We start from the raw sequence: 23,993 nt of genomic DNA on the forward strand, positions 1-23,993 counted from the left end.
TTGGTACATAGGCATGTCAACCACCGAAACAGACGCGCAAGATTCCACGCCACAACCACGACGACGAATGTCCCGGGAGGATCGCCAACGCCAGTTGCTGGACGTCGCCTGGCAACTCGTTCGCGAAGAAGGCACAGACGCGCTGACATTGGGGCGACTTGCCGAGCAAGCCGGGATCACCAAACCGGTGGTGTACGATCACTTCACCACGCGCTCCGGGCTGTTGGCGGCGCTCTACCAAGACTTCGATGCCCGGCAGACAGCGCTGATGGATGCTGCACTTCAAAGTAGCGAACCGACTCTACCGGGCACCGCCAGGGTGATCGCTTCGTCATACGTCGACTGCGTGCTGCTTCAGGGCAACGAGATCCCCGGCGTCATCGCGGCACTGGCCAGCTCCCCGGAACTGGAAAAGATCAAGCGCGAGTACGAGGCGATTTTCCTGAATAAGTGCCGGACTGCCCTCGCCCCTTTCGCTGGCGCGGGTGAGATCAAGGCAGCGGGATTGCGGGCGATGCTCGGTGCAGCGGAAGCCTTGTCCCATGCCGCGGCAAATGGAGAGATCACTGCCGTGCAGGCGCAGGACGAACTGTACGAAACCATCACCGCCATGGTCGCAAGAAGTGCCCGTGGCGACCCCGGAAACATTGCGGAAACTGACGCCGAATAGAGGGATTCGACTAGCGGTACTTGAGCGCCAACCGCCAACTTTCTACGATAAATCTACGCAGCCGCTTGTTGACTCAAGCCGTTGCGTAAGTGGTGAGTGAAATGAACCCCTACCAAGCTCGCCACTTGTTTCATGCGCATCTTGAGCCTCGAGGGCTCTACTTCCTCCCCATCAAAGAGCTTTGAGGCTCTTTTTTATCTGCACGATTTCCAGACAAGAAAAAGCCCTTGGCACGCTGTTCGCACCAAGGGCTTTTTTTGCGTTGAGTCGAAGCGACTAGACCAATCGCAGTCTAGGGGACGGGGCTGGTACTGCACCTTCACCCAGCCGCTCCCGAACAAATTCATTGGCCTTGCGCGTCATCTGGTCCAGATGCCGGTCACGCTGTTTCTCCGCATCGAGCATCGCGCGCTTGCCGTGTTTTTGCAGCAGGTACGTATGAATCTGCCGCACCTCCAGCGAGCTGTAGATCGGCGCCACGTCCAGCACGGCCATCAAGCCATCGGTGCCGTGGTCGCGGGTGTTCATCAGCACTTGAGTCGCGCGCACGCCCACCACCTGAAACCCCATTGCCTCAAAATACGGAACCTTGGCCACCGCGCACGTCAGCTCAGCATGCGGGTAACGGCCGACCATTTCCTGCAGCATCCGCCGGGCAATACCTTGGCGCCGATGGCTGGCACTCACCGCCATGTACGCAACACCGCATGCATCGGGATCGTCCTTGACCGGCAGGTACAGCAGGAAGCCGACGACCTTCTCGGGGTCGTCTTCGTCGGTCGCGACGAGCAACTCCACCGCAATCCCTTTTGCCCCGTTCAACGCCTCCAGATAGAGGTGAACCTCGTAGCCGATCGCGTACTGGTAAACGTTGTACAACAGATTGCTCGGCGCGATAGCGACCATGCTGATGTCGGTCAGGTAATCGACCACCATCTGCAGGACCTGGCTATTGATGTGCTCGGGGCACGGGGTTTTGAAATGGGTGATCTGGGGCATTCGTGGCTCTGACTCTGGGGCGGACGTGAAGAGTGTGTTCGCGGGCGTGCCTATCATAACGTGCTGACGTGGCCGAAGGTGGTGTAACGCCCACGCTCTGCGTGGGAATGCAGCCCGGGACGCTCCGCGTCCCTTCCAGAGCCGAACGCAAAGCGTCCGTTGCGGCATTCCCACGCGGGAGCGTGGGAACGATCGTCGCCCGCCACTGATGCGCCAACCTCATGACTCGCGACGACCGTGTTACTGCTCCGGCGCAACCATGCGAAAACGGATAATGATCGTTCCCACGCTCTGCGTGGGAATGCAGCCCGGGACGCTCCGCGTCCCTTCCGGAGCCGAACGCAGAGCGTCCGTTGCGGCATTCCCACGCGGGAGCGTGGGAACGATCGTCGCCTGCCACTGATGTGCCAGCCTCATGACTCGCGACGACCGTGTTACTGCTCCGGCGCAACCATGCGAAAACGGATAATGATCGTTCCCACGCTCCGCGTGGGAATGCAGCCCGGGACGCTCCGCGTCCCTTCCGGAGCCGAACGCAGAGCGTCCGTCGAGGCATTCCCACGCGGGAGCGTGGGAACGATCGTCGACTGCCACTGATGCGCCAACCTCATGACTCGCGACGACCGTGTTACTGCTCCGGCGCAACCATGCGAAAACGGATAATGATCGTTCCCACGCTCTGCGTGGGAATGCAGCCCGGGACGCTCCGCGTCCCTTCCGGAGCCGAACGCAGAGCGTCCGTTGCGGCATTCCCACGCGGGAGCGTGGGAACGATCGTCGCCCGCCACTGATGCGCCAGCCTCATGACTCGCGACGACTGTGTTACTGCTCCGGCGCAACCATGCGAAAACGGATATTGATCTTGTCGGAGACAACACCGTTGGCCCATTCACCTTCGCCGACTTTGAAATCACTGCGCTTGAGCGTTAACTGGCCGTCGAAAATCCCGATGGCGTTCTCGGCCTTCAAAAGCACCGGCACCTCCACTTCACGGGTGATCCCCCTGAGCGTGAGTTTGCCGGTGATCGAGTAACGGTTGTCGCCCAGGACTTTCACGCCGGTCGATTCAAACGTCGCCACTGGATACGTTGCCGTGTTGAACCAGGCTGGTTTTTGCAATTCGCTGTTGGCGTCGCTGCTTCCGGCGTCGATGCTGTCGAGCTGGATGGTGAGCGCCGCCCGGCCTGCCGATGGGTTCGCCGTGTCGAAATCAAGCGTGGCCTCGAACTTGCGGAAGGTGCCGTATACCCGCGAAGAGAACTGTTTATAGGTGAAGGAAATCGTGCTGGCGGTTTCATTGACCTGGGTGTATTCGACCGCCTGGACACAAGGCAACGCGCCGAATGCAAGGGCGGCCACCAGCACGGCGCAGGTCGGGAAGCGGTGTTTCATGGGACTCTCCGGTTGGGCTCCCGTCTTGAGCTGAGGCGCCGCACACGTGAGCCAGCGATAGGTGGACTAAAGCAAACAAACACCGTTAATTCCACCTGCCGCTCACACTTCCGACCACCTGTCGGCCGGCGCCCCAATCGATGACAACTCCCTCCCGCCCAGCAATAACCCCACCGTCGGAGCGACCCGGTTTGAAGATTGGCTGGAGACCACGCATCCCTCTTGAGCCGTCGAGACGGGTCACCGACGAAGAATTTTCCTCCTGTTTCTGACTCAAATAAGACACAGACCGCTCAGTCGTGCCGATCAAAGCCGACGCACTGCGCATTGGGCAATCCACCCTTATGGGGATGACGTCCATGAACACCACTTCCCAAGACATACCAGACACCCTTTATGGCTCACACAGCCACATTGACGAGGCCGCCATCGCCCCGCTGCTGCGTCAATACGCCGAGCCACTGCCGGATCTGGAGGCCAAAACCTATGGTGAAATGTTCGACCGCTACGCTGATGCGCAGGTGGTGATGATCGGTGAAGCCAGCCATGGCACTTGCGACTTTTATCGAGCCCGGGCTGCGATCACCCAACGACTGATCGAGCAGCACGGCTTCAATATCGTGGCGGTTGAAGCCGACTGGCCAGACGCAGGTCATGTCGACCGATATGTGCGGGGGCTGGTGCCCTCGGCCTGGAAACGGCATATCTTCAGCCGGTTTCCGACCTGGATGTGGCGCAACACCGATGTGAGAGCGTTCGCCCATTGGCTCCATCGGTACAACCATCAGCAAGCTCCTGAATCTCGCATCGAGTTTCGCGGTCTGGACGTTTACAGTTTGCGAAACTCCATTCATGAGGTGCTGAGTTATCTGGAAAGGACTGACCCGCACCTGGCACACGAAGCAAGGCGTCGTTATGGCTGCTTGACCCCTTGGCAGGATGATCCTGCGTTGTATGGCCACTTTGTCGAACGCGACGGCCTGATGCCCTGCGAGCAGGCCGTGGTCGACCAGCTCAATGTCATGCTGGCCGAACAACTGGCCGGGCTTGTCCAATCCGACGAAGCGTTCTTCAATGCGGCGCAAAACGCCCGGGTCGTGCGGGCGGCGGAGCAATACTATCGAGCGATTTATCGAGGTTCGACCGCCTCCTGGAACCTGCGTGACCGCCACATGTTCGACACCTTACAGGCCCTGCTGGAACATCGCGGCCCAAAAGCCAAAGCGGTGGTGTGGGCCCACAACTCCCATATCGGCAATGCGGCGGCCACGGAAATGGGCTGGAAAGGTCAGTTCAATATCGGTCAACTGTGCCGCAACGCGTATGGCCGCCATGTCGTGCTGATCGGCATGAGCACCGACCGCGGCCAGGTAGCAGCCGCCGATGACTGGGATGGCGAGATGCACATCAAGGACATCCGGCCCTCTCGTCCAGACAGCTGGGAGCATCAGTTCCTCAAGGCCGGTGTCCCGGCTTCATTGACCGACTGGCGAGATCCGCAGCGAAAAGACCTGCTTCGAGCCTTGTCCAAACCTTTGCTGGAGCGGGCTATCGGGGTGATCTACCGCCCCGACAGCGAGCGCAGCAGTCATTACTTCGAAGCGGTGCTGGCCGAACAGTTTGATGCAATGGTCTGGATTGAACAGACCCGTGCGGTGACGGCACTGGCGCTGCCGAAAAGCCAGGAACTGGAGCCCGAAGACGACACCTTCCCGTTTGGTGTGTAACACCGGGAGTATCACCTGTCAGGCAGTGCGTTTTCGCTTTCGCGACCTGGGCTCACGTATCGGAACGCCCCTGAGCTGTGGCGTCGCTGGCGGATTCTCGCTGCCAGGCCCGCTGCAACAGCTTGATGACCTCGGCATCCGAGGTCTGGGTAAAGTCCATGTACCAATGGCCGATCGACATCAGCCAGTCGGGAATGATCGGGCATATCAGCTCATCCACCTCACTGCGCAACGCCTCCGCCGTCTCGATCGGCGCCACCGGCACAGCGACGACGATACGCGACGGCGCCTGCGCACGTACCGCATGGATTGCCGCCATCATCGAGGCGCCTGTCGCCAGGCCGTCGTCGATCAGGATCACCACCTGATCCTTGAGTTGCACAGGCGCGCGCGTTCCCCGGTAAACCTTCTCGCGGCGTAACAGCTCGCGGGTTTCCCGTGCGACCACTTCATCGAACGTGGCCGGATCAATCGGGTGAACCCGCAGCGCCTGTTCATTGAGGATTTGTATGCCGCCGCTGGCGATGGCGCCCATGGCAAACTCTTGATGAGACGGAACACCCAGTTTGCGCACCAGCATCAGGTCCAGACGAACGTCCAGTGCCGCGGCCACTTCATAGGCCACCGGCACACCGCCACGGGGCAAGGCGAGAACGATGACATCGGGGCGATGGGCGTATTGGCGCAACGGTTCTATCAGCCGTCGACCGGCAGCGGCCCGGTCCTGCAGGATGGTGGGCGATGAGGGACTCATTTGAAAACCTCCTCAGGCGATCACACCTGTCGGTTCGCATCACAGGGTCACTTGCGAAGTGTCGATCTGACGGGGCTGACATCAAGTTCAGCCTGAAGGCCCTCTAGACCGCCAAAATGCTGCAAGGCACCTGATACAGAATATGTTCGGTCGTGCTGCCCAGAAGCTTGCCCACCCCATGGGACTGGACTCTGCCCATCACAATCACATCCACTTGATGGGCGTTGGCGAACTCGCTCAGGACCTTAACGGGATGTCCCTCGATGAAATGTCGCCGATCAGAGGGCACACCGAATCGACCGGCCAACTTCAGGAATGATTTTTCCAGGTCTTTGCGCAGCGCTTTCGTGAGGTCAGCCAGGGTCAAACCGCCCATGTCCGCCAAGAACGCGGCCGAAACATTGCAGGCGTACAGCAAATGCAACTCGGCATCACACTGCAAGGCGAGGCCGCACGCTTGCTGGATGATCCGGTCATTCAGTTCGTCGTCGCAAGACGCAGCATCCGACACTTCCACCGCTGCGACGACCTTGCGTGGCAACACGTAACCGCCGCCGCCCAACAGATAAAGCGGTATCGGACAATGACGTAGCAAATGCCAATCCAGAGGCGTGAAAAAAGCGCGTTTAAGCGCTGATTCATGCTGAACCTCCTTGATCAACAGGTCAGGCTGCATTTCCATGACGTGATCAAGAATGGCTTCGCGCATATCATCGGCCCATGCCACCTCAGCGGTGGTGTCGATGCCCCCGCTGCGCAGACTTTTTGCCTGCGCCTTGAGCCAGTCCTCATGATCCTGCCGATAGCGCTCTCGAGCACTTTCCCGATCGCCAGATTCGAGCAGCGACAACATATCCAACGATGGGATCAAGGCGGCGATATGCAAACTTGCACCGCAGGTCATGGCCAGCGCGGCGGCATGGTTTATTGCCTGGGAATGGCGCAGGGCCGGGTTGATGATCAGTAACAACCGTTGATACTGGCTCATGATCTGCCTCCAGTGGGGTGGGTCTTCGGCGCTCGCTGCCCATCGACCGTTGCCGAGGCCAGTGGTTGATCCCGCAGGATCGAGCACCGGCATTAAATCCAGATTCCTCCTCCAGCATTCCCCTGGCGTTGATCTACATCAAACACCTGTATAAAGCATAGACACCCGTCGAAACGGCGTGATCGCGCTCACCCCTTGACGTTCGACCTGACCGCCAGAATGCTGCCCGGCACCGAGTACAACGCCCGCTCGGTGTTGCTGCCGATCAACCGGTCTACACCCACGCGGTGCACGGTGCCCATCACCACCACATCCGCCAGGTATTGCTCGACAAACTCACTGATCACCGGCACCGGCAGGCCCATGACGAAATGCCGTCGCTCCGGCGGCACACCGTATCGATCCGCCAGGGTGACAAACGCCAGGTGCAAGGATTGGCGCAGCTCCTCAACGAAATCCGCCCCCCAGCCACCGCTGATCAGCGGGGCATCACCATTGAAAGCGGGCGACAGGTCATAGGCATAAAGCAGGTGCAGCGGCGCATCGCATTGCAGCGCCAATGCGTTGGCGGTCTGGATGATGGTGTCGTTCAGGCCACTGATCTGGGTCGAGGGGTCGAGCGGGTCCACCGCGGCGACGACCCGGTGCGGCAGGCTGTAACGGGTCTGATTGACCAGGTGCACGGGGACCGGGCATTCGCGCAGCAAGTGGCAATCGAGCGGGGTGATGAACACTCGCCTGAGTACCGGTTCCAGCGTGACATCCTTGATCAACAGGTCGGGCTTGAGCTCTTCGAGAGCCTTCAAGATGTCGGGCAGTGGATGGGTCGTGAAGACCACTTCGACCGTCACCTCCAGCCCCTGACCGCTGAGCTGCTCGATCTCGTCGGCCACCCAGCGGCGATAGCGGCGCAAATAGCGTTGATAGCCTGCGTCGTCGGTTTTCTCTTCCCACAAATGCACGATCGGCACCGGTTCGACAAAGGCCCGCACGTCCAGCGCAGCCCCGCTCGCCTTGGCCAGCGCGACGGCACGGAGCATGGCTGGAGACTGGTGCAGGGTTTGATCGGCGATCAGCAACAAACGTTGATATTGCCCCATCACACACCTCGGCTCGACACCGGCCCTCAAGCGCCGGCAAATCCAAGACTGCGCCCGTTGCCCCCTGCCCCGGGTTGATTTACATCAAACACGAGCAAATGAGTGCCTGGTGTCACGACTCCCTGATCCAGATCAGATTCAAGCGCCGCAGGCGGGGTAAAAAGGAATGAACCGCGTGGTTGAACACCGCGCGCCAGCCTTTCAAACCGGACGGAGGATCACCCCATGCTCACTGTCAAAGACCACAATGATCGGGCTGCAGCTGCCTACGCGGCAGTGACCGGACAATACTGGATTGAAGCGCTCAAGGATGGCCGCCATGTATTGATCCGGCCGCTGGCGGAAAAAGACCGCGAACGTGAATACGCCTTTATCAAACGCCTGTCCCCCGAGTCCCGGCATATGCGCTTTCTCGCGCGGATCAACGAACCCGGCACCGCCATGCTCAACCAGTTGATGGACACCGACAACCAACAGCGCCTGGCCTACATCGCGCTGGTTCATGAAAACGGCCAACTGATCGAGATCGGCGTCAGCCGCTACGCCGCCACCGGCGAACACGAATGTGAATGCGCCGTAACGGTCGCCGATGAATGGAAGCACCTGGGGCTGGGCACGGTACTGATGGAGCATCTGATCAAGGCCGCCCGCAAGAACGGTTTTCGCCAGATGTATTCGGTGGATGCCTCCAGCAACGCGCCGATGCGCGACCTGGCCAAAGCCCTGGGTTTCGAGACACACAACGATCCCGATGACAGTTGTCAGGTCATCCATCGTCTGTCCCTGTAAAAAACACCCCGTGATGTTCCGGCCAACGGTTCATCGCGGGGTGCCCACTAATGCGCGCCCAACGTCAGCGCCAGCCAAACCGGGTGACCACACGTCGGGCAGCCCGCGCCGTCACACGCCGGTTTGATGCAGATCAAACCGCAAATCCCGGCCAGCGGCAGCATCGGCATCAAGTACCCACATCCAAGGCCATTCGGGCCAGCGTTTGATTTAAAGGAGAGTGTCATGTCCGAGCAATCACGTTTCATGCTGGTCGCTTCGCCCCTGATGGAAAACAGCCCTGCTTTCGACCGCGCCGCCGCGCTGGCCAAGGCTGAAGATGCAGCGCTGCACATCGTGGCCTTCGATTACCTGGAAGGCTTGGCGACCGCCGGCATGGTCAATGAACAGGCCTTGGAGCAGATGCGCCTGGGGTATGTCGAGCGCCATCGTCAGTGGCTGGAAGAACAGGCTCGCCCGTTGCGCAAAATCGGCGTGACCGTCACCACGGAAGTGGTCTGGGTTGAACGCCCCTTGCAGGAAATCCTGATCCACCTCAAAGAGCAGCCGATGGCCGTGCTGATCAAAGCGCTGGAACCCTCGTCGCGGCTGTCGCGGATGATGTTTACGCCCCTGGACATCCACTTGCTGCGCGAATGCCCGGTACCGCTGCATTTTGTCAGCCATGTACAGCATGCCTTGCCGCGCCGGATCGTCGCGGCAGTCGACCCCTTCCATCGCGACGGTCAATACAAAGGCCTTAATGACCGCATCCTGCATGAAGCGGTGAAACTGGCGACGGCGTGCAACGCACAAGTCGACGTCCTCTACGCCTATGACCTGTCGTCAATCGGCGCCGATGAATTCGGCTTCGACAACGCTTCCGCGTTCTTCTCCTCTAGCAACGCCAAGACCCTGTTCGATGCACAGGGCGAGGTCTTCAATGACTTGGCCGAGCGCAACGGCATCCCACCGGAGCGACGCCACATGGTCATGGGCAACCCGGCCAAGGTTCTGGCCAGTTACGCCGATGCCTATAACGTCGACGTGATTGTCATGGGGCGCGTCGGCCATAACGGCCTGGAGCGGCTGATTGGCAGCACGGTGGAACACCTGCTGTACAAAATGCCCTGCAGCGTCTGGGTGGTGGCGCCGGAAGAGCTGGCTGATTGGGGAGTGTCATAAATTTCAGCACGTTAATGTCACTGTCCGGCACCGCCCTCAGCCTTCGACCGTCGACGCGAGCGCAAACCCGACGCAGACTTCGAATCCATCCGTTCGACCTGTCGCCGGCGATACCAGCCGTATTTTCGCGTTGACGCCCTGCACAATGGTTTTGGCAATCGCCAACCCCAACCCTGAACCGCTGGTTTCACTGTTGCCCCGCACAAAGCGCTCGGTAAGGCGCTGCAACACCGGCTCGGGCACCGGCGGGCCACCATTGACCACACGCAGCAGCGCCTGGTCGGTGAGGCTGACTTCGACCGGTTGATCCGCGGCGCCATACTTGAGCGCGTTCTCGATCAGGTTGCGCAACAGGATGGCGAAGGCGTCCGGATCAATCGTCGAGTACACGCTCGTCTGGGTTGGCAGGTGCAACTCGATCCGGTGCCCACTGTTGTGGTTCCACTCATCGACCACATGGGCCAACAACGGAATGAGGTCCTGGGGCGTTTCGGACAACAGCCCTCCCCCCTCGGCCTTGGCCAACTGCATGAGTTTTTCCGAGAGCCGCGTCAGTTCGCGCAACGAGGTTTCGATTTTAGCCGCGCGTAACCGCAACGGGCCTTCAGGCGCTTCGTGACGCAAACGCTGGATCTGCGCCAGGGTCGCGGCCAGCGGCGTACGCAGTTCATGGGCGCTGTTGGCCGTAAAGCTGCGCTCGGCCTCCAAAGCCTTGCGCAAGCGCTCCAGCAGATGATTGACCGCCTCGGCCAACGGGGCGATTTCCGCCGGCAGTCGCGCCACGTGGATCGGCGACAGATCACCCACGCCGCGAGCCTCCACGGCACGACGATAGGCCAATACACTGCGCAAGCTGATGCGCACAAACATCCAGGTGCCAAACAGGCTGATGGGAATCAGCGCCAATAACGGCAACAACAAGGCAAGCAACGCTTCCCGCGCGGCTTCACGGCGATGTTTCAGAGGTTCGGCGATTTCGATGAACACCGTCTCACGCAGCGCACTGGCGCCGTACAGACGGTATTTTTTAGTGGTTGAAAAGCCTTCGGCCGTTTGTTTGTTGAAGATCTTCGGGTTGGCGTCGTGGGACTGCATCAGGATCTCACCCTTGGCATCGCGCACCAGATACGTCAGGTATTCATTGTGCATTTTCAGGGTGGCGACATGCTGCGTTTCACGGGGGTTTTCCCGGTTGCTGATTTCCAGCACGGCCAGGGGCAGGATGCGCTGCGCGGTCTCTTCCAGCGCACTGTCGAACGCCTCGTTCAATTCATGTCGCACCACCAGCCAGGCGCCGACGGTCGCCGCCAGCCAAAGTAAGGTCGTGCCCAGCGTCAATCCCAGGCCGAGACGTTTTTGCAGGCTTGACGACGGCTTCATGCGGACATCAACCGATAGCCCATGCCCCGCACGGTTTCAATCAGGTCGCGCCCGAGTTTTTTACGCAGACGGCTGATATAGACCTCAATGGTATTGCTCTCGATTTCGGCGCCGAAGGCATACAGCCGTTCTTCCAGCTGCGACTTGGACAGCAGCGCGCTGGGGCGCTGCACAAACGCCTCGAACAGCGCCCATTCCCGCGCCGTGAGGTCCACCGTCGCACCGGCCCGCTGCACCGTACGGGCACTCATGTCGATCTGCAAATCACCGAGTTTGATCTGCGGGTTGGGGTTGCCGCTATAACGCCGGGCCACCGCCGCCACACGGGCCGAGAGCTCAAACAGGTCGAACGGCTTGACCAGGTAGTCGTCGGCGCCCGCGTTGAGGCCAGCGATACGATCGGAAATCTGATCCTGGGCAGTCAGGATAATCACCGGGGTCACATCCCCTGCCGAGCGTTGCTGTCGCAAAAAATCCAGCCCACGACCGTCCGGGAGCATCAGGTCCAGCAGGATCAGGTCGTAAGGCGTGGTGCGTACGCTGTTGCGCGCATGGTCCAGGCGCTGCACCCAATCGACTGCGTGGCCGTCATCGGCGATCTGCTCGCGCACCGCCTCCCCCAACCCGGGTGCGTCCTCGACCAATAAAACCCGCATCTGGCACCTCCTGTGATGGTTGTCGTGCAGCACCTTAAACGCCTTACCTGACGTGAATCTGAAGATTCAGCTGGTTGTCAGGAATGCACCTTAGGGTATGCCACAGATGCCGACCTCGGCAGGAGACAGATCATGAAATCAGGTTTTATTGCCAATGCCGCGCTGTTGAGTCTGCTGCTCAGCGGTTACGCCCTGGCCGATGACGACTGCAGCGACCCGGTGAGCGACTGGCAACCGCGCGAAACCTTGCGTCAGCAGGTTGAGCGGCAATACGGCTGGAGCGTGCAGCGCATCAAGGTCGACGACGGTTGTTACGAGCTCAAGGGCTTGGACCGCAAGGGCAATGCCATCGAAGCCAGCTATTCACCGGCATCGCTGCGCCTGCACACACTCGAGATCCATTTCCGGGACGACGGCGATGCCAGGGACTACCTCGGCAGCCCGCTCACCGAATGACACCTCACCTGTCGATGAGTTTTTCCTGCGCTTCAGGTTGCTGTCAGCAAGCAGGTCCAGGCTCTCGACCTAACGATCAAAAGGACACCGCCATGAAAAAGATCATCGCAGCAACCTGCCTCGTCGGCGCCATTGCCCTGCCGGGGCTGGCCCAGGCCCGTGAAGTGACCTTGACCACACAGCTCAAGGACTACGGCGGCAATGATGCCTACCTGGCGATCTACGTCACCGACGCCAATGGCCAATACCAGAAAACCCTCTGGGTGGCCGGCAAGAAGGCCAAATATTACAAGCACCTGGGCGACTGGGCCCGTGGCAGCGGAATGAACCGGAGCGAGTTTGACGGGGTCAGCGGCGCCAGTGTCGGCAGTGGGCGCACGCTCAAAGTCAGCGTCGAACTGGCAGACACCCTGATTGATGCGGGGTATCAGATCCGCATCGACAGCGCCGTCGAGGACAAACGTGACGCCCGCGCCGATGTCAGCGTACCCCTGACGTCCAAGGGTGCAGGCAAGCCAGCGACCGGCAGTACCTACGTCGACTCCTTTACTTACGATCTGTAGCACCCGCCATTACTGGAGGCTGAACATGCTTCGCCAGTTCCATTCCCTACCTGGCCTGATCGCCGCCCTGTTGGTCATGTTGTTGGCCATCAGCGGCGTGATCCTGTCTGTCGACCCGGCGCTGGAACGCCTGCACAGCACGTCCACTCCTGCCGGACAACTCAACGTCGGCCAACTGGCCGGGCGCGTTGCCAGCCACTTTCCCGGCGTGGAGCAGATCCAGCGCACAGCGTCCGGCACGGTGATCGTCTACTACAACCAGAACGGCCAGGCCGGGGCGCAAAAGGTCGACCCACTGACCGGCCAAGGCCTCGCCCCTTACGAGCCCTCCGCGTTCTCACGTTGGGTGAAAGAGCTGCACCGCTCGATGTTCCTTGGTACGCCGGGCCATGGTGTGTCGGGTGTCGGCGCGCTGTTCATGCTGATGCTGTCGGTGTCCGGTGCGCTATTGCTGGCCCGACGCCTGGGTGGCTGGCGCAACCTGCTGCGGCCACTGCGCGGCACCTTCAGCCAGCGCTGGCATGCTGAAGTCGGGCGACTGGCATTGCTCGGGCTGCTGCTGTCGGCATTGAGCGGGCTCTACATGTCCGCCACCACCTTTGGTTTTATCGCCGACGGCAGTCAGAGTGAGCCCGCCTTCCCCGCCCACGTCAGCGCCGGCCCGGCCTTGCCGGTGGCGAAGCTGCAAGCCTTGCAGGCCACCGACCTGAACGACCTGCGCGAGCTGGTCTACCCCAGTCCCGGTAACCCGAAAGACGTGTTTTCGCTGCGCACGGCCCAAGGCGACGGCTACGTAGATCAGGCCAGTGGCGCCTTGTTGTCCTATCAAGCCCATGACTCGATGCACAACCTCTACGAATTGATCTATCAGTTGCACACCGGCGAAGGCCTCTGGTGGCTGGGCCTGCCGCTTGGGCTCTGCGCCCTCTGCGTGCCGTTGATGAGCGTGACCGGCATCCTGTTGTGGTGGCGCCGCCGCAAGGCCTGCCCGAACATCCGCCACAACAGCCCTGCCCACTGCGCCGACAGCGTGATTCTGGTGGGCAGTGAAAACAACAGCACCTGGGGCTTTGCCAACACCTTGCATGAAGCCTTGCACCAAAGCGGCCATCAGGTGCATAGCGCGGCGATGAATGAATGGGGCTGCGATTACCGCAATGCCCAACGGGTGTTCATTCTCACCGCGACCCATGGCGACGGCGATGCACCGGCCTCGGCTTCGCAGTTCCTGGCCCGGCTGGGCAAAACCGGCCTCAAGCCCGGCCTGCCCTTTGCCGTGCTGGGCTTTGGCGACCGCCAGTTTGCGCAGTTCTGTCAGTACGCCCATCAGGTGCAGGACGCAATGTTGCAGGCCGGTGGCTCGCCATTGCTGGAGCTGGAAACCATCAACCGCCAATCCTCTCAGGAGTTTGCGCGCTGGGGCCACGCGTTGGGCGAAGTGTTGGGGCAGGACCTGACGCTGGTTCACACCCCGCAGCAGCCGCGTACCCATCAATTGCAGCTGACAGAGCGGATTGCCTATGGCGAACAGGTGAATGCGCCGACCCACATACTGCGTTTCAAAGCCTGCGGCGAGCTGCCGGAGTTTCTGGCCGGCGACCTGATCGGGATTCTGCCTCCGGGCAGCCCGATCCCGCGTTTCTACTCGCTGGCCAGCGGTTCGCAGGATGGCGTGCTGGAGATCTGTGTGCGTAAACACAACGGCGGCATGTGCTCGGAATTCCTTCATGGCCTGAACATCGGCGCGCAAATCGAAGCCTTTATCCAGCCCAACCCGCAATTTCGCCCGGCATCGGGCACGCACCCGGTGATCCTGATCGGCGCCGGTACCGGCATCGGTCCCTTGGCCGGTTTTATCCGCAACAACAAGGCCCGACACCCGATGCACCTGTATTGGGGCGGGCGCAACCCTGACTCGGATTTCCTCTATGAACCGGAGCTCAACCAATACCTGTCGGACCGACGCCTCACGGCACTGCGCGCCGCCTTCTCTCAGGTTCAGGACCGCAGCTACGTACAAGACCGGCTGATCGGCGATGCCCTGGCCTTGCGCCGACTGATTGAAAAAGGTGCCCAGGTGCTGGTGTGCGGCAGCCGCGAAATGGCCAAAGGCGTGATGCAGGCCCTCGATGAAGTGTTGGCACCTCTGAACCTGAGTGTGCTGACGCTCAAGGCACAAGGACGCTACCGTGAAGACGTCTACTGAGTTGCAGCGCTATAGCCTGAACGGCGAAACCATGGGCACCCGCTACACCGCCCTGTTTTATGCCGGGGCCGGGATCGATACCGACGACGTTGGCTATCGCCTGGCGCACGCCGTGGCCCGGGTGGACCAGCAAATGTCCACCTGGAAACCCGACTCGGACCTCAACCGCCTCAACGCCGCCCCGAGCAGGAATGGGTGGCCGTGCCCAAGGAACTGGCCACGGTGCTGTCTGCTGCGTTGCGTGTCAGTCAGCAATCCGGCGGCGCCTTCGACATCGCTGTCGGTGATCTGGTCAACGCCTGGGGGTTCGGCCCCGGGGAGCAGACGGTCACAGAGCAGGCGATTGGCACGATTGCGTCCCACGCCCGGCTGTTGGCCAGCGCCGCGTTGGTGGTTGACCCGCAACGCAATCAGGTGCGCAAGCGCGTGCCGCTGAACCTTGATTTGAGTGGCATCGCCAAAGGTTTTGGCGTGGATGAACTGGCTCGTTGCCTGGAGGGTTTGGGCATCACCCGCTACTTGGTCGGCATCGATGGCGAGATGCGCGCCCGGGGCGTCAAACCTGACGGCCAGTGCTGGGTCGTGGCCCTGGAAAAGCCCAACCGGGGCGTGCGGGAAGTCATGGGCGTGATGGAACTTGGCGATGCCGCTATCGCGACCTCCGGGGACTATCGACATTGGGTGGACGTGGCCGGTCAGTCCTATGCTCATACCATGAACCCGGCGACCGGCGCGCCGCTGTGCAACCCGCTCGCCGCCGTCACCGTGGTGGCGGCCTCGTGCATGCTCGCCGATGCCTGGGCCACGGCGCTGATGGTCCTGGGCGAAACCGAGGGCCCGCGTCTGGCTCAGGAGCGCGGGATGGATGCGTTGTTCGTGCTGCGCGAGGGTGAACAGTTCAAAGAAATATCCATTGTCGGCGGCCAGTTGCAGGCGCAGATTGAAACCCGCTGACGCCGATTGCCGGACCGCTTGGAACCCGTCCTACTTGAACCGCCCAATGACAGGGAGTCCCGTTAAACAATGAAATTCATGCACAGGCACACCGAGGCACACCGAAGCGATCGTATCGGCTGGCTCCGCGCCGCTGTCCTGGGCGCCAACGACGGGATTGTCTCTACCGCCAGCCTGCTGATCGGCGTCGCGGCCGCCAACGCCAGCCACGCCACGTTGCTGGTCACCGGTATGGCGGGGCTGATGGCCGGTGCCATGTCCATGGCCGCTGGCGAGTACATTTCCGTGCACTCCCAGGCCGATACCGAGCGGGCCGATCTGTCCCGCGAACGGGCAGAACTGGCGAGCGACCCGAAAGCCGAACACATCGAACTCGCCAACATCTACATGCATCGCGGCGTATCACCCGAACTGGCGCATCAAGTGGCCGATCAATTGATGGCCCATGACGCATTGGGCTCTCACGCCCGGGACGAGTTGGGCATCAGCGCCACCCTCACCGCCAAACCCTTGCAGGCCGCCCTGGCCTCCGCCGCCAGTTTCGTGGTGGGTGCCGCGTTGCCTCTGGCCGTGACTTTTTTCGCGCCGCAGCACCGCGTCGGGCCCTGGATATCGGTCATGTCATTGGTGTTTCTTGGGACATTGGGCGCCATTGCCGCCAAGGCAGGCGGGGCCAAGGTTCTGACCGGCGCCTGGCGGGTGACTTTCTGGGGGGCTCTGGCCATGGGGATTACGGCGCTGGTGGGGCACTTGTTTGGCGCAGTGGTCTAGCGGGGCGTCCTCAAAGGGCGCCGTGCCCCTAGACCAACCGCTCGATCTTCTGATGCTGCCAGACCATCTTGTAATACGCCGTCTGCAACACCAGCATCCCCAGATACGCCACCGGAAACGCCATCCACACCCCTTGCAACCCGAAGTGCCCGTCCAGCACATACGCCACCGGCAACTGCACCCCGACCACACAAAAAATCGAAATCGCCATCGGCACCATCACCGAGCCGCTGGCGCGCATGATGCCGCCGACAATCGCCTGGAAGCCGAACACCAACAGGCTCCACAGCATGATGTGCAACAAATGCTCCGCCTTCGCCCGGGTGGAATCATCCGTGAGGAACAACCCCAGCAACCAGTGCGACAACAGATAACCCAACACCACCAAACCACCGGTCAGGCACACATTGATCAACAGCCCCGTGCGCAGAATCGGCCCCATCCGCTCAAGCCGCCCAGCCCCAATCGCCTGAGCCCCGAGAATCGACGCCGTGATCGCAATCGACAGCGCCGGAAACTGCACGTAATTGACGATCTGCGTCACCGCGCCATACGCCGCCGTCGCCTGCGAACCGTGCTGATTCACCAGCGCCAGAATCACCAACTCCGACACCGACAACACCACCATCTGCAACCCGGTCGGCAACCCGATGCGCAACACCTTGCCGAGAATCACCAGGTCCAGGCGCATCGCCGCAAACATCTCCCGATCGGGCGCCAACGGATGCCCCTTGCGAATCAACCGCCACGCCAGCCACCCCATCGCCGACAAATTACCCGCCAACCCCGCATACGCCGCACTCTGAATCCCCATCATCGGCAACCCGAACCAACCCCGAATCAACGCCGGCGTCAGCGCCAACCCGATACACGTCGACACCACCAACGCAATCAGCGGCGACATCGTATCGCTCACCCCACGCAGCAATTGAGTGAACAGCACATACACCAGCAGCGACGGCATGATCCACATCATCACGTGGGCGTAGGACACCGCGTCGTCAATAACATCAGCCGGCGTGCCCAAGCCTTCCAGGGCAGGCCTTGCGAACACACTGCCGAGCACGGCCGCTGTCAGACCGATCATCGCGCCTAACAGCAAAGTTGTGCCGGCGATGGTTTTCACCAAATGCGGCTCACGCGCGCCCCAGGCTTGGCCGATGAGCACACCCGCACCCGCGCCGAGGCCGATGACCAGGGCGATGAAGAAGAAGACGATGGGGAACATGCCGGACACAGCCGCCAAGGCTTGGGTGCCGAGCATTTGGCCGATGTAGATGCTGTTGATGGTGCCCGACATGGATTGGAGGAAATTGGAGAGGACCATGGGGGCGAGGAAAAGGAGGTAGGTTTTCCAGAGGGGGTATTGGGTTGAGGGGGTTTGCATTGAGGGTCCGTCTCGGGTGCGATCGCAGTTTGCAAATTCTACGCTAGAGGACTGGGCACCACTCGATTCGATTTCGCAGATTTGAATAGCGTGAGTAATGTCTGGTTTCGGCCAAAAGCAGCCGTTCATGGTTACCGCTCCCACCCGCAAACAGTAGACGCGGGAGGCAAGCGTCAGTCATTTCCATAGTCCGGTTCGTAGCTAATCTCACGCTCGTCCACTTCAACAATTTCCTCACTCAAACCGGCAGCTGAAAGCTCATCAGTGCCCACAAGGTGCAAATTGCATTGATCACAAATGAATTCAGCTGGAGAATAAGTGGTCTCAATCTCTTCATAACCAGGACTCACTTCCTCCTGATCATCCGTCAGCTCTTCATAGTCTTTGTCCCCGCCCAACACTGCAGTGCATTGGCAAGCGGGACATTGCCGAGTCCAATATCGAGCGTACCTTCCACTTGTTAGGCGATAAAGATGCCACCAAGAGCGCTCCCCGGATTGAGATCTTTGATCTTCCAATGTTTTTGGAGCACGCCTCTTGCCATCGGCGTCTTTGCTAAAGTTGTCTCGCGCATGCTCAATTTTTTGCAATGCAGATTGACACTTGAGATGAGACAAATGATTAATGAGTTCTTCTTTCTCTGCAGCCGCGCCGCCAATAAAATCTTCAAGATCTTTATTCGCCGCCTGCAAAATTAATCGCACTGCATGCCACAACTTCCCCTCCCACACTTCCAAGCTGATCCCAATATATGCAGCGTGCCCTGAATGAAGTTCGGCATTGCGGCGATCGGCCAAATCTTTGCATGAGTTATAAGCTAAGGAGTTGAATCCAGGAATGACATGTTTAAGACGCAGGAACACTTCATTGGCATCAATAGTTCGAACAGCCGTAGCAGTGGATATACCGCACGCTTCCAGCATGCTATTAGAATTTTTTGGGTCCACCACCAAACTTGGGTGAATCCTTGCCAGTGCGAACTTACCAAGCAACTCAAGAGCCAAAGTTGCCCAGAGTTGGTATGCATCCTCCGCGTCAACTTCCTTAGCCTCAAGCGCGCGCCGGGCGTAGAGCGCTGCTTTGCCATACAGCGCATCATCTGAAAGTGCAGGCGGAATCGTTCGTGTCGCTCCACGTCTAGTTGTATTCATATCCAATCCTTCAATGAGATGCGCAAAAGGGTGCGATGACCGATACCAGAGGCATTACCCCGGCGGTGAAGTACTGTCCAATTGTCAACTATAAGAATCACACCGACTGTCCACTCCAGATTCAAACACGGTTGAACTGAATGTAACTCTAATTCCTCGAATATAGTACGTCCCTCTTCTGTATGTGCAGTCATACAAGCCGGATCGAAACGAATCCACGTTCGATCCGTATTGGCTATCGTGGAATAAAAGCTTGAATGTCCATTCTTTATTGTGAAAGTTTCGCGGCGACTTGCGAGGAGTGGAAACCCTGCATCTTTGACTTTCAATAGCTGCGTAGGGGGTGCTCCGCCTCCATTAATCGAGTGACAGCCTAAAATCAAATACCGTGGCGGTATCGGCAGATGTGATCCGTCAATATGCCAAGGCTGAGCACCTGCTCCAGAAAAGCGACTTAACGAGCTTAGAGGAGCTTCATCGGCTCTCAGCGTCTTCAACGTTTCTAAAACCTTTCTATTTCGCCCGGCTACAACCGCACCTCCCATATACAAGGCGAGTTCCTGCATAGCCTGTGAAACTGATATGGAAGGTCTAGCGTTTAAAGAAACATAGCCATGATTGCGAATTGCTGCATGCAGTCCATCGTAACTGTAATCCATTCCTATGACTCTTATAGTGTTTTATATTCGAGATTATCAGTTTCAGCGCCGTCGCGGCCGTATGATCATACTCGGAATACGTCTCCGTCCTTTGTAGTGCACTTTTCCGCATAGAGCAAATTAACTGCCAATCTGTAAGGCAGAGTTCTTAAATGAGGTGATATTCAACTGACCTTGTATTTTTCGTACTCTTCTAGATATAGCCGCTCGGACTCGTCGCGAAATTGATTTCGCCTCCGATGCAAATCTATTAATTTGCTACTAATGCTTTTGTAAATTATCTGGTGAGCTTGGTTTTTTAGATCTTCTTCATTATACTCATCAATTTCAAAATCGTCGGTAAGAGCTAGATTGACGAGTGTTAATAAGACGGATTTATCAATTTTGTCAATGGTTTCGTAATTTCCTTCGGTGTCTCGATAGTATCCTTGGCTTTTTTCAATTTTTAATATTTTCATATCCTGCCTTCCTTTCCATGTAAGCGGATTCGCCTGCTTCCAGAGAGTCCATGGTGACTTTAAAATTATTAATTTTTTTACCGTCGGTTGAGATTAATTCTCTGCTTGAAGGATGCCCCGAATATCTTCTGTATGTTATCTTTTCTTCTTCAAGTTCTTTGGCAGTATAAATTATGTAGTCAGCTCTGATGGACGCGCCTACGACGCTATTGTGCGTTACAATAACTACTGGCATGCTTTTGGATATTTCCTTGAGCATCTGATTGACTTCACTCTTTAGGAAGAGGTTGTCAAATGAAGATTCTGGCTCGTCTATAAGCAGATAGTCAAAGTTTTGAGCATCCTTGATTTCTTGCAATAGTCTAAATTCAGAACGCTCTCCGCCAGAAACCTTAAAGCCATCTTTGTTCAAAATTTCATACTCAATGCATGCAAAGTATTTATAAAATTCTGAAGGAGTGAATGCTTCGTTTGCTTTCAAGCTGGAAAGATATTTGGCCGGATGTGCGTAATCTCTGAACGCATCACTAAAAGCAACCTTTTGGCCGCTAACATTTTTGATTTCACCTGCACCTTGGAACGCACGTTGTTTACAGACGACCTTAAACCCTTGAAAGCTTTCTTGGTATATTATTTTCTCTTCCTGAAGCAGCTTGGCGATTTCGTTAAACTTCAGAAGCTTCTTGTGCTCAAACATGACTCTATAAAGATCGACATCTTTGATCTGAGTTGCTGAGGTCTTTAGTTGGAGTTTGCTTTTAACCTCGCGAATAATGTCATTCACCAAGCTTTTCTTTTTTCTCTCGTAGGCTTTGGACCACAAGATGACTATTAATTCGCAGGCGAGTGCCTTTAGGGCGCTTGTATCGATATACTTGTCTATGATGTCTCTAAATTCGATATTTTCTATCAGTTGCCTTACTGAGCTGACAAGTTCGGTGAGCGAAGTGTGCTCACCTAAGTCGAATAAGGTTTCATTGAATAATGAAGCTCTGGAAAATGAATCAAATTTTTGTGCCTCTTCAGCCGACTTCATTAGAGTATCTAAGTAATCTGCGACTCTTCGTTTGTTGATTTCAGTGTCGATACTCAATACATCGTCTAATACCGTTTTGAAGGGAGCTAGGTGCTTGTCTGAAAAAATACTTTTCTTGCGCGTTACATCTGCATTGAATTCTTTTTCGTAGTTGGCATCGTCTCTTTGTACGAGAGAGAATTGAGGGATGTATTTTACATTTTCGCAGCTATTGTTTATCTGGGTTAAGGTTTCGGTTTTTCCCGAAGATCTAGCGCCAAGAATTACATTTAGGCCAGTCGAGAGACATTGTCCATCCTCGAATACCTGGAAAATTGAATTTCCATCAAGCTTGGAGAGAGCTACTTTGCTCCTGTCGCGCAAGGCAAACTTCAACGATTTTAATGATATATCCCCGCAATCTATGTAAGTCTGCCTTGTTGGGAATTTAGTCATTCCCACGTAAAATCGCATGTCGCTGAAGATTACTGGTGTAAGTTCGGTTTCATCTTTTGACATGCGAACAAATTTTTTAGGACTGTCGACCTCACCTGCAGAAATTACATCTTTAAGTCTTTTAATAGTTTCTGTGTGAAGGCTTGGCTTCTTTTCATAATGGGGGATAAGCAAATAATTGTTAAGGTCACCAAAAATTCGCATCAAATCATCGACATTGATTGAGTCGCCGATTGCTACCACTTTCTTAGCTACTTCATTCGCCTTAAGTTTAAAGTCTTCAAGATCATGGTTTTCTGAAATTAGAAGGAGGTGCCCGACGTCTAAGTTTATCTCAATGCCGGGAAAGACAACGCAGTTTAGTGCTTCACAAATTTCATTAAACTGAGCAAGATCGAAAATGTCATGATTCGTTATGGCGATAGCATCTAACTCTGCTAGCTCAACATATTCTTTAAGTTTCTCTAGTGAGAATTCGAAGTGTGAGTCGCTGATTGTGGAGATGGTATGCATATGGAGGTCAATTTTCTTCAATCTTCGCTCCTTAAATACAAAAGAAAAATAATCCAGCTTGGTTGAAATGCCTCAACCATCTGAAATTGAGGCACTTAATTCGATTGATCAAATAGCCTTGCAGCAAGTTTTGCTTTTTTTGGCAAAAAGCCACTACCCAGAAGCTAAAGGGGTGAATGCTGGTTGTCTAGCAAAACTTTAAAAAAAACGAATAATGCGTGAAGGGTGCGAATTCACTTTTGCCATGGATAAGGTGATGGGATGAAGCCAGATCTTAGTGACAGGCCTTCGAGAGTTCATTGCAAGGCTGGGAATATCGTTACCTGGGGAGGGGCGATGCTCGTCGGGGCAGGAATAACCGCCGGTGGCTATACCACATAGCTGAGCAGATGGAGTCAAATCAACGCGTCGATGCCCGGACGCCTGAGCTCGATACCGAGGCGCTGCATAAACACGACGAGCAGGTGCGCACTAGGCAGTTTGCTAACCGTTCGAGCGTTGATGTCGAAACAGCGAAAAGGGCACAGATTTATTTAATGTGTTCGCAAAGTCCGCTTTTGGCCGATACCAGCCGTTCGCCAAAGACTACTTTCGGCGAACGCTGACTGCCTTGAACGACCGCGATGCTGCGTTTTTTGGGGAGCCTAAATACTCTCCAAAATCACACCTGCTTTCCATATCGGTCCTACAGAAACCTCGGAAATCGCTCCTGTTCCCCATGCAGCGATAAAAACTATAGTCACCCCGTCGCCCACAAAGCGACCAGGTTTGGCGACCTGCAGATCGAATCGGTCCCCACAAATCTGATTCGGAGTTTCACCTATGGAAAGATACATGCCCCTCACCGGAATCGACCTGATCCCGGCCTCCCTGCTCATCGACACCCAAGCCCCACTCGACGTCCTGCAAGCCATGGCCGATTACCGCATTCGCACGGTCACCCAGGTGCTGGAAAACATCGCCTTCCGCGCCGAACTCGGTTGCGACACGGTGGTGCTGTCGGACTTCTCCAAACTGCTGGCCATTCCGTTACGCGACGGCTGTGACTTGATGGACGTGATCGGTCGACGCTTGCGAGCGCAGGCGAAGGAGTAAGTAAAAACGGGCGCCTCAATGGCGCCCGTTTTTTTGTGTCCATGGTCAAAGTGGTCCCTAGCCCCCAATAGACGGCTGACCTGCCTCAGAAAGGCAAAGACCGCGTATGAAGTCACTGTTTTTCCGGAAGCCAAGACAACTGCCCGATTTGATCTAGCCTTGAATAAGATCACCCGGGAGATAAACACCATGCCCCTGGCTCTCAGAAATCTATCCGCCCTTGCTCTGGGCCTGTTTGTTTGCATTGCCGCGTGGGGCCAACAGGTAGCCGATACCGATCACCCACCGGCAATACTCCCGTTGGAATCCGAGGCGGGGCCAACACTCATGGCCTATCCGCCGCTCGCCGCGCCGCTCGCCCGGGGCGTTGTCATCATCCAGTATCGGGCAGAGCACGCGAGGATCATGCCGGTATTTGGCAAAGAGGCGGTTGAGGTGTCACCACGCCTGAGTCACCTTCACGTGACCGTCGACGATTGGAAAGGGACTTGGGCGCACACCAGTGAAGACCCGATTATTTTGGTCGGGCTGACGCCCGGCCCTCACAAGGTTCTTCTTGAAGTGGCTGATCCGAGTCATAAGGTCCTGACCAGTACGGAAGTGAGTTTTATCGTTCCGGAGAAAAAACCATGATCAACAGGGACTGACTTGTTTGGGTCATGCCCTTGTCTGCCAACTGCGAGATAAACC

General features: G+C 57.4%; 23 protein-coding genes and 1 pseudogene. 11 read left to right on the top strand and 13 right to left on the bottom strand.

Translation table 11 applies throughout. The annotated features are described in order from the left end of the window. Window positions 1-13 precede the first annotated feature (13 nt). A complete protein-coding gene (locus PFAS1_RS00500; protein WP_076027814.1) occupies window positions 14-670 on the top strand; it encodes a TetR/AcrR family transcriptional regulator in 657 nt (218 codons plus the stop codon). 276 nt (window positions 671-946) lie between these two features. Here the strand turns inward: PFAS1_RS00500 and PFAS1_RS00505 are convergent, their stop codons facing one another. Both PFAS1_RS00505 and PFAS1_RS00510 read right to left on the bottom strand, forming a co-directional pair. Further along, window positions 947-1,669 (bottom strand): GNAT family N-acetyltransferase, encoded by a 723-nt coding sequence (locus PFAS1_RS00505; RefSeq protein WP_076027815.1) that lies wholly within the window; start codon window positions 1,667-1,669, stop codon window positions 947-949. 822 nt (window positions 1,670-2,491) lie between these two features. Then, window positions 2,492-3,061, bottom strand: a complete 570-nt coding sequence (locus PFAS1_RS00510) for a YceI family protein (protein ID WP_076027816.1) — start codon at window positions 3,059-3,061, stop codon at window positions 2,492-2,494. 359 nt (window positions 3,062-3,420) lie between these two features. On the opposite strand from PFAS1_RS00510, the gene PFAS1_RS00520 reads away from it, so the two are divergent. Continuing rightward, entirely contained in the window at window positions 3,421-4,788 is a 1,368-nt protein-coding gene (locus PFAS1_RS00520; protein WP_076027818.1) for an erythromycin esterase family protein, read from the top strand. 52 nt (window positions 4,789-4,840) lie between these two features. Here PFAS1_RS00520 and PFAS1_RS00525 read toward each other — a convergent pair whose 3' ends face one another. From PFAS1_RS00525 to PFAS1_RS00535, 3 genes are all read right to left on the bottom strand, one after another. Further along, a complete protein-coding gene (locus tag PFAS1_RS00525) occupies window positions 4,841-5,542 on the bottom strand; it encodes a phosphoribosyltransferase (protein ID WP_076027819.1) in 702 nt (233 codons plus the stop codon). Window positions 5,543-5,645: 103 nt separating this feature from the next. Continuing rightward, the gene (locus PFAS1_RS00530) at window positions 5,646-6,530 is read right to left on the bottom strand and encodes a universal stress protein (protein WP_076027820.1); all 885 of its coding nucleotides are present in this window, start codon (window positions 6,528-6,530) and stop codon (window positions 5,646-5,648) included. Between the two features lie 188 nt (window positions 6,531-6,718). Then, a complete protein-coding gene (locus PFAS1_RS00535; protein WP_076027821.1) occupies window positions 6,719-7,630 on the bottom strand; it encodes a universal stress protein in 912 nt (303 codons plus the stop codon). Between the two features lie 225 nt (window positions 7,631-7,855). On the opposite strand from PFAS1_RS00535, the gene PFAS1_RS00540 reads away from it, so the two are divergent. Continuing rightward, a complete protein-coding gene (locus PFAS1_RS00540; protein WP_076027822.1) occupies window positions 7,856-8,419 on the top strand; it encodes a GNAT family N-acetyltransferase in 564 nt (187 codons plus the stop codon). Between the two features lie 47 nt (window positions 8,420-8,466). Here the strand turns inward: PFAS1_RS00540 and PFAS1_RS30155 are convergent, their stop codons facing one another. After that, on the bottom strand, window positions 8,467-8,589 hold the full coding sequence (locus tag PFAS1_RS30155) for a hypothetical protein (protein WP_257787313.1): 123 nt from the start codon (window positions 8,587-8,589) through the stop codon (window positions 8,467-8,469). 55 nt (window positions 8,590-8,644) lie between these two features. Here PFAS1_RS30155 and PFAS1_RS00545 point away from each other — a divergent pair, with 55 nt between their 5' ends. Continuing rightward, a complete protein-coding gene (locus tag PFAS1_RS00545) occupies window positions 8,645-9,583 on the top strand; it encodes a universal stress protein (RefSeq protein WP_076027823.1) in 939 nt (312 codons plus the stop codon). Window positions 9,584-9,619: 36 nt separating this feature from the next. Here the strand turns inward: PFAS1_RS00545 and PFAS1_RS00550 are convergent, their stop codons facing one another. Continuing rightward, window positions 9,620-10,963 (bottom strand): sensor histidine kinase, encoded by a 1,344-nt coding sequence (locus PFAS1_RS00550; RefSeq protein WP_076027824.1) that lies wholly within the window; start codon window positions 10,961-10,963, stop codon window positions 9,620-9,622. Further along, window positions 10,960-11,619 carry a response regulator transcription factor gene (locus tag PFAS1_RS00555; protein ID WP_076027825.1) on the bottom strand — a complete coding sequence of 220 codons (660 nt, stop codon included), beginning with the start codon at window positions 11,617-11,619 and terminating at the stop codon, window positions 10,960-10,962. Before PFAS1_RS00555 ends, PFAS1_RS00550 begins: the two co-directional genes overlap by 4 nt. Before the next feature lie 132 nt (window positions 11,620-11,751). Here PFAS1_RS00555 and PFAS1_RS00560 point away from each other — a divergent pair, with 132 nt between their 5' ends. The 5 genes and pseudogenes from PFAS1_RS00560 (at window position 11,752) to PFAS1_RS00580 (ending at window position 16,569) form a co-directional block, all read left to right on the top strand. Further along, entirely contained in the window at window positions 11,752-12,075 is a 324-nt protein-coding gene (locus tag PFAS1_RS00560) for a PepSY domain-containing protein (RefSeq protein WP_033060166.1), read from the top strand. 92 nt (window positions 12,076-12,167) lie between these two features. Further along, complete coding sequence (locus tag PFAS1_RS00565) at window positions 12,168-12,638, top strand: DUF2271 domain-containing protein (protein WP_074877975.1); 471 nt, start codon at window positions 12,168-12,170, stop codon at window positions 12,636-12,638. 25 nt (window positions 12,639-12,663) lie between these two features. Then, window positions 12,664-14,844, top strand: a complete 2,181-nt coding sequence (locus PFAS1_RS00570) for a PepSY domain-containing protein (RefSeq protein WP_076027826.1) — start codon at window positions 12,664-12,666, stop codon at window positions 14,842-14,844. Between the two features lie 31 nt (window positions 14,845-14,875). Then, window positions 14,876-15,798: pseudogene (locus PFAS1_RS00575) on the top strand (FAD:protein FMN transferase). Between the two features lie 69 nt (window positions 15,799-15,867). Beyond that, the gene (locus tag PFAS1_RS00580; RefSeq protein ID WP_076027827.1) at window positions 15,868-16,569 is read left to right on the top strand and encodes a VIT1/CCC1 transporter family protein; all 702 of its coding nucleotides are present in this window, start codon (window positions 15,868-15,870) and stop codon (window positions 16,567-16,569) included. Between the two features lie 28 nt (window positions 16,570-16,597). On the opposite strand, the gene PFAS1_RS00585 is transcribed toward PFAS1_RS00580, so the two are convergent. The 5 genes from PFAS1_RS00585 to PFAS1_RS00605 form a co-directional block, all read right to left on the bottom strand. Continuing rightward, complete coding sequence (locus PFAS1_RS00585; RefSeq protein WP_076027828.1) at window positions 16,598-17,956, bottom strand: MATE family efflux transporter; 1,359 nt, start codon at window positions 17,954-17,956, stop codon at window positions 16,598-16,600. 173 nt (window positions 17,957-18,129) lie between these two features. Continuing rightward, a complete protein-coding gene (locus PFAS1_RS00590; protein WP_076027829.1) occupies window positions 18,130-19,107 on the bottom strand; it encodes a hypothetical protein in 978 nt (325 codons plus the stop codon). Continuing rightward, entirely contained in the window at window positions 19,104-19,766 is a 663-nt protein-coding gene (locus tag PFAS1_RS29375; protein WP_156886691.1) for a TauD/TfdA dioxygenase family protein, read from the bottom strand. Before PFAS1_RS29375 ends, PFAS1_RS00590 begins: the two co-directional genes overlap by 4 nt. Before the next feature lie 164 nt (window positions 19,767-19,930). Continuing rightward, window positions 19,931-20,224, bottom strand: coding sequence for a hypothetical protein (locus PFAS1_RS00600; protein WP_076027831.1), 294 nt, complete (start codon window positions 20,222-20,224; stop codon window positions 19,931-19,933). Continuing rightward, window positions 20,205-22,229, bottom strand: a complete 2,025-nt coding sequence (locus PFAS1_RS00605) for a phosphotransferase (RefSeq protein WP_076027832.1) — start codon at window positions 22,227-22,229, stop codon at window positions 20,205-20,207. The genes PFAS1_RS00600 and PFAS1_RS00605 overlap by 20 nt, the downstream gene beginning before the upstream one ends. An 801-nt stretch (window positions 22,230-23,030) precedes the next feature. On the opposite strand from PFAS1_RS00605, the gene PFAS1_RS00615 reads away from it, so the two are divergent. Further along, window positions 23,031-23,303 (top strand): hypothetical protein, encoded by a 273-nt coding sequence (locus tag PFAS1_RS00615; protein WP_076027834.1) that lies wholly within the window; start codon window positions 23,031-23,033, stop codon window positions 23,301-23,303. 189 nt (window positions 23,304-23,492) lie between these two features. Next, the gene (locus PFAS1_RS00620; protein ID WP_074877990.1) at window positions 23,493-23,936 is read left to right on the top strand and encodes a DUF6130 family protein; all 444 of its coding nucleotides are present in this window, start codon (window positions 23,493-23,495) and stop codon (window positions 23,934-23,936) included. The last annotated feature ends 57 nt before the right edge of the window (window positions 23,937-23,993 follow it).

The sequence above is a fragment of the Pseudomonas frederiksbergensis genome (genome assembly GCF_001952935.1).
Classification (GTDB): domain Bacteria; phylum Pseudomonadota; class Gammaproteobacteria; order Pseudomonadales; family Pseudomonadaceae; genus Aquipseudomonas; species Aquipseudomonas frederiksbergensis.

Coding starts and splice junctions, on each gene's coding strand:
- PFAS1_RS00500 (WP_076027814.1), top strand. CDS start 14: ATGTCAACCACCGAAACAGACGCGCAAGATTCCACGCCACAACCACGA.
- PFAS1_RS00505 (WP_076027815.1), bottom strand. CDS start 1,669: ATGCCCCAGATCACCCATTTCAAAACCCCGTGCCCCGAGCACATCAAT.
- PFAS1_RS00510 (WP_076027816.1), bottom strand. CDS start 3,061: ATGAAACACCGCTTCCCGACCTGCGCCGTGCTGGTGGCCGCCCTTGCA.
- PFAS1_RS00520 (WP_076027818.1), top strand. CDS start 3,421: ATGAACACCACTTCCCAAGACATACCAGACACCCTTTATGGCTCACAC.
- PFAS1_RS00525 (WP_076027819.1), bottom strand. CDS start 5,542: ATGAGTCCCTCATCGCCCACCATCCTGCAGGACCGGGCCGCTGCCGGT.
- PFAS1_RS00530 (WP_076027820.1), bottom strand. CDS start 6,530: ATGAGCCAGTATCAACGGTTGTTACTGATCATCAACCCGGCCCTGCGC.
- PFAS1_RS00535 (WP_076027821.1), bottom strand. CDS start 7,630: ATGGGGCAATATCAACGTTTGTTGCTGATCGCCGATCAAACCCTGCAC.
- PFAS1_RS00540 (WP_076027822.1), top strand. CDS start 7,856: ATGCTCACTGTCAAAGACCACAATGATCGGGCTGCAGCTGCCTACGCG.
- PFAS1_RS30155 (WP_257787313.1), bottom strand. CDS start 8,589: ATGCCGATGCTGCCGCTGGCCGGGATTTGCGGTTTGATCTGCATCAAA.
- PFAS1_RS00545 (WP_076027823.1), top strand. CDS start 8,645: ATGTCCGAGCAATCACGTTTCATGCTGGTCGCTTCGCCCCTGATGGAA.
- PFAS1_RS00550 (WP_076027824.1), bottom strand. CDS start 10,963: ATGAAGCCGTCGTCAAGCCTGCAAAAACGTCTCGGCCTGGGATTGACG.
- PFAS1_RS00555 (WP_076027825.1), bottom strand. CDS start 11,619: ATGCGGGTTTTATTGGTCGAGGACGCACCCGGGTTGGGGGAGGCGGTG.
- PFAS1_RS00560 (WP_033060166.1), top strand. CDS start 11,752: ATGAAATCAGGTTTTATTGCCAATGCCGCGCTGTTGAGTCTGCTGCTC.
- PFAS1_RS00565 (WP_074877975.1), top strand. CDS start 12,168: ATGAAAAAGATCATCGCAGCAACCTGCCTCGTCGGCGCCATTGCCCTG.
- PFAS1_RS00570 (WP_076027826.1), top strand. CDS start 12,664: ATGCTTCGCCAGTTCCATTCCCTACCTGGCCTGATCGCCGCCCTGTTG.
- PFAS1_RS00580 (WP_076027827.1), top strand. CDS start 15,868: ATGAAATTCATGCACAGGCACACCGAGGCACACCGAAGCGATCGTATC.
- PFAS1_RS00585 (WP_076027828.1), bottom strand. CDS start 17,956: ATGCAAACCCCCTCAACCCAATACCCCCTCTGGAAAACCTACCTCCTT.
- PFAS1_RS00590 (WP_076027829.1), bottom strand. CDS start 19,107: ATGAATACAACTAGACGTGGAGCGACACGAACGATTCCGCCTGCACTT.
- PFAS1_RS29375 (WP_156886691.1), bottom strand. CDS start 19,766: ATGGATTACAGTTACGATGGACTGCATGCAGCAATTCGCAATCATGGC.
- PFAS1_RS00600 (WP_076027831.1), bottom strand. CDS start 20,224: ATGAAAATATTAAAAATTGAAAAAAGCCAAGGATACTATCGAGACACC.
- PFAS1_RS00615 (WP_076027834.1), top strand. CDS start 23,031: ATGGAAAGATACATGCCCCTCACCGGAATCGACCTGATCCCGGCCTCC.
- PFAS1_RS00620 (WP_074877990.1), top strand. CDS start 23,493: ATGCCCCTGGCTCTCAGAAATCTATCCGCCCTTGCTCTGGGCCTGTTT.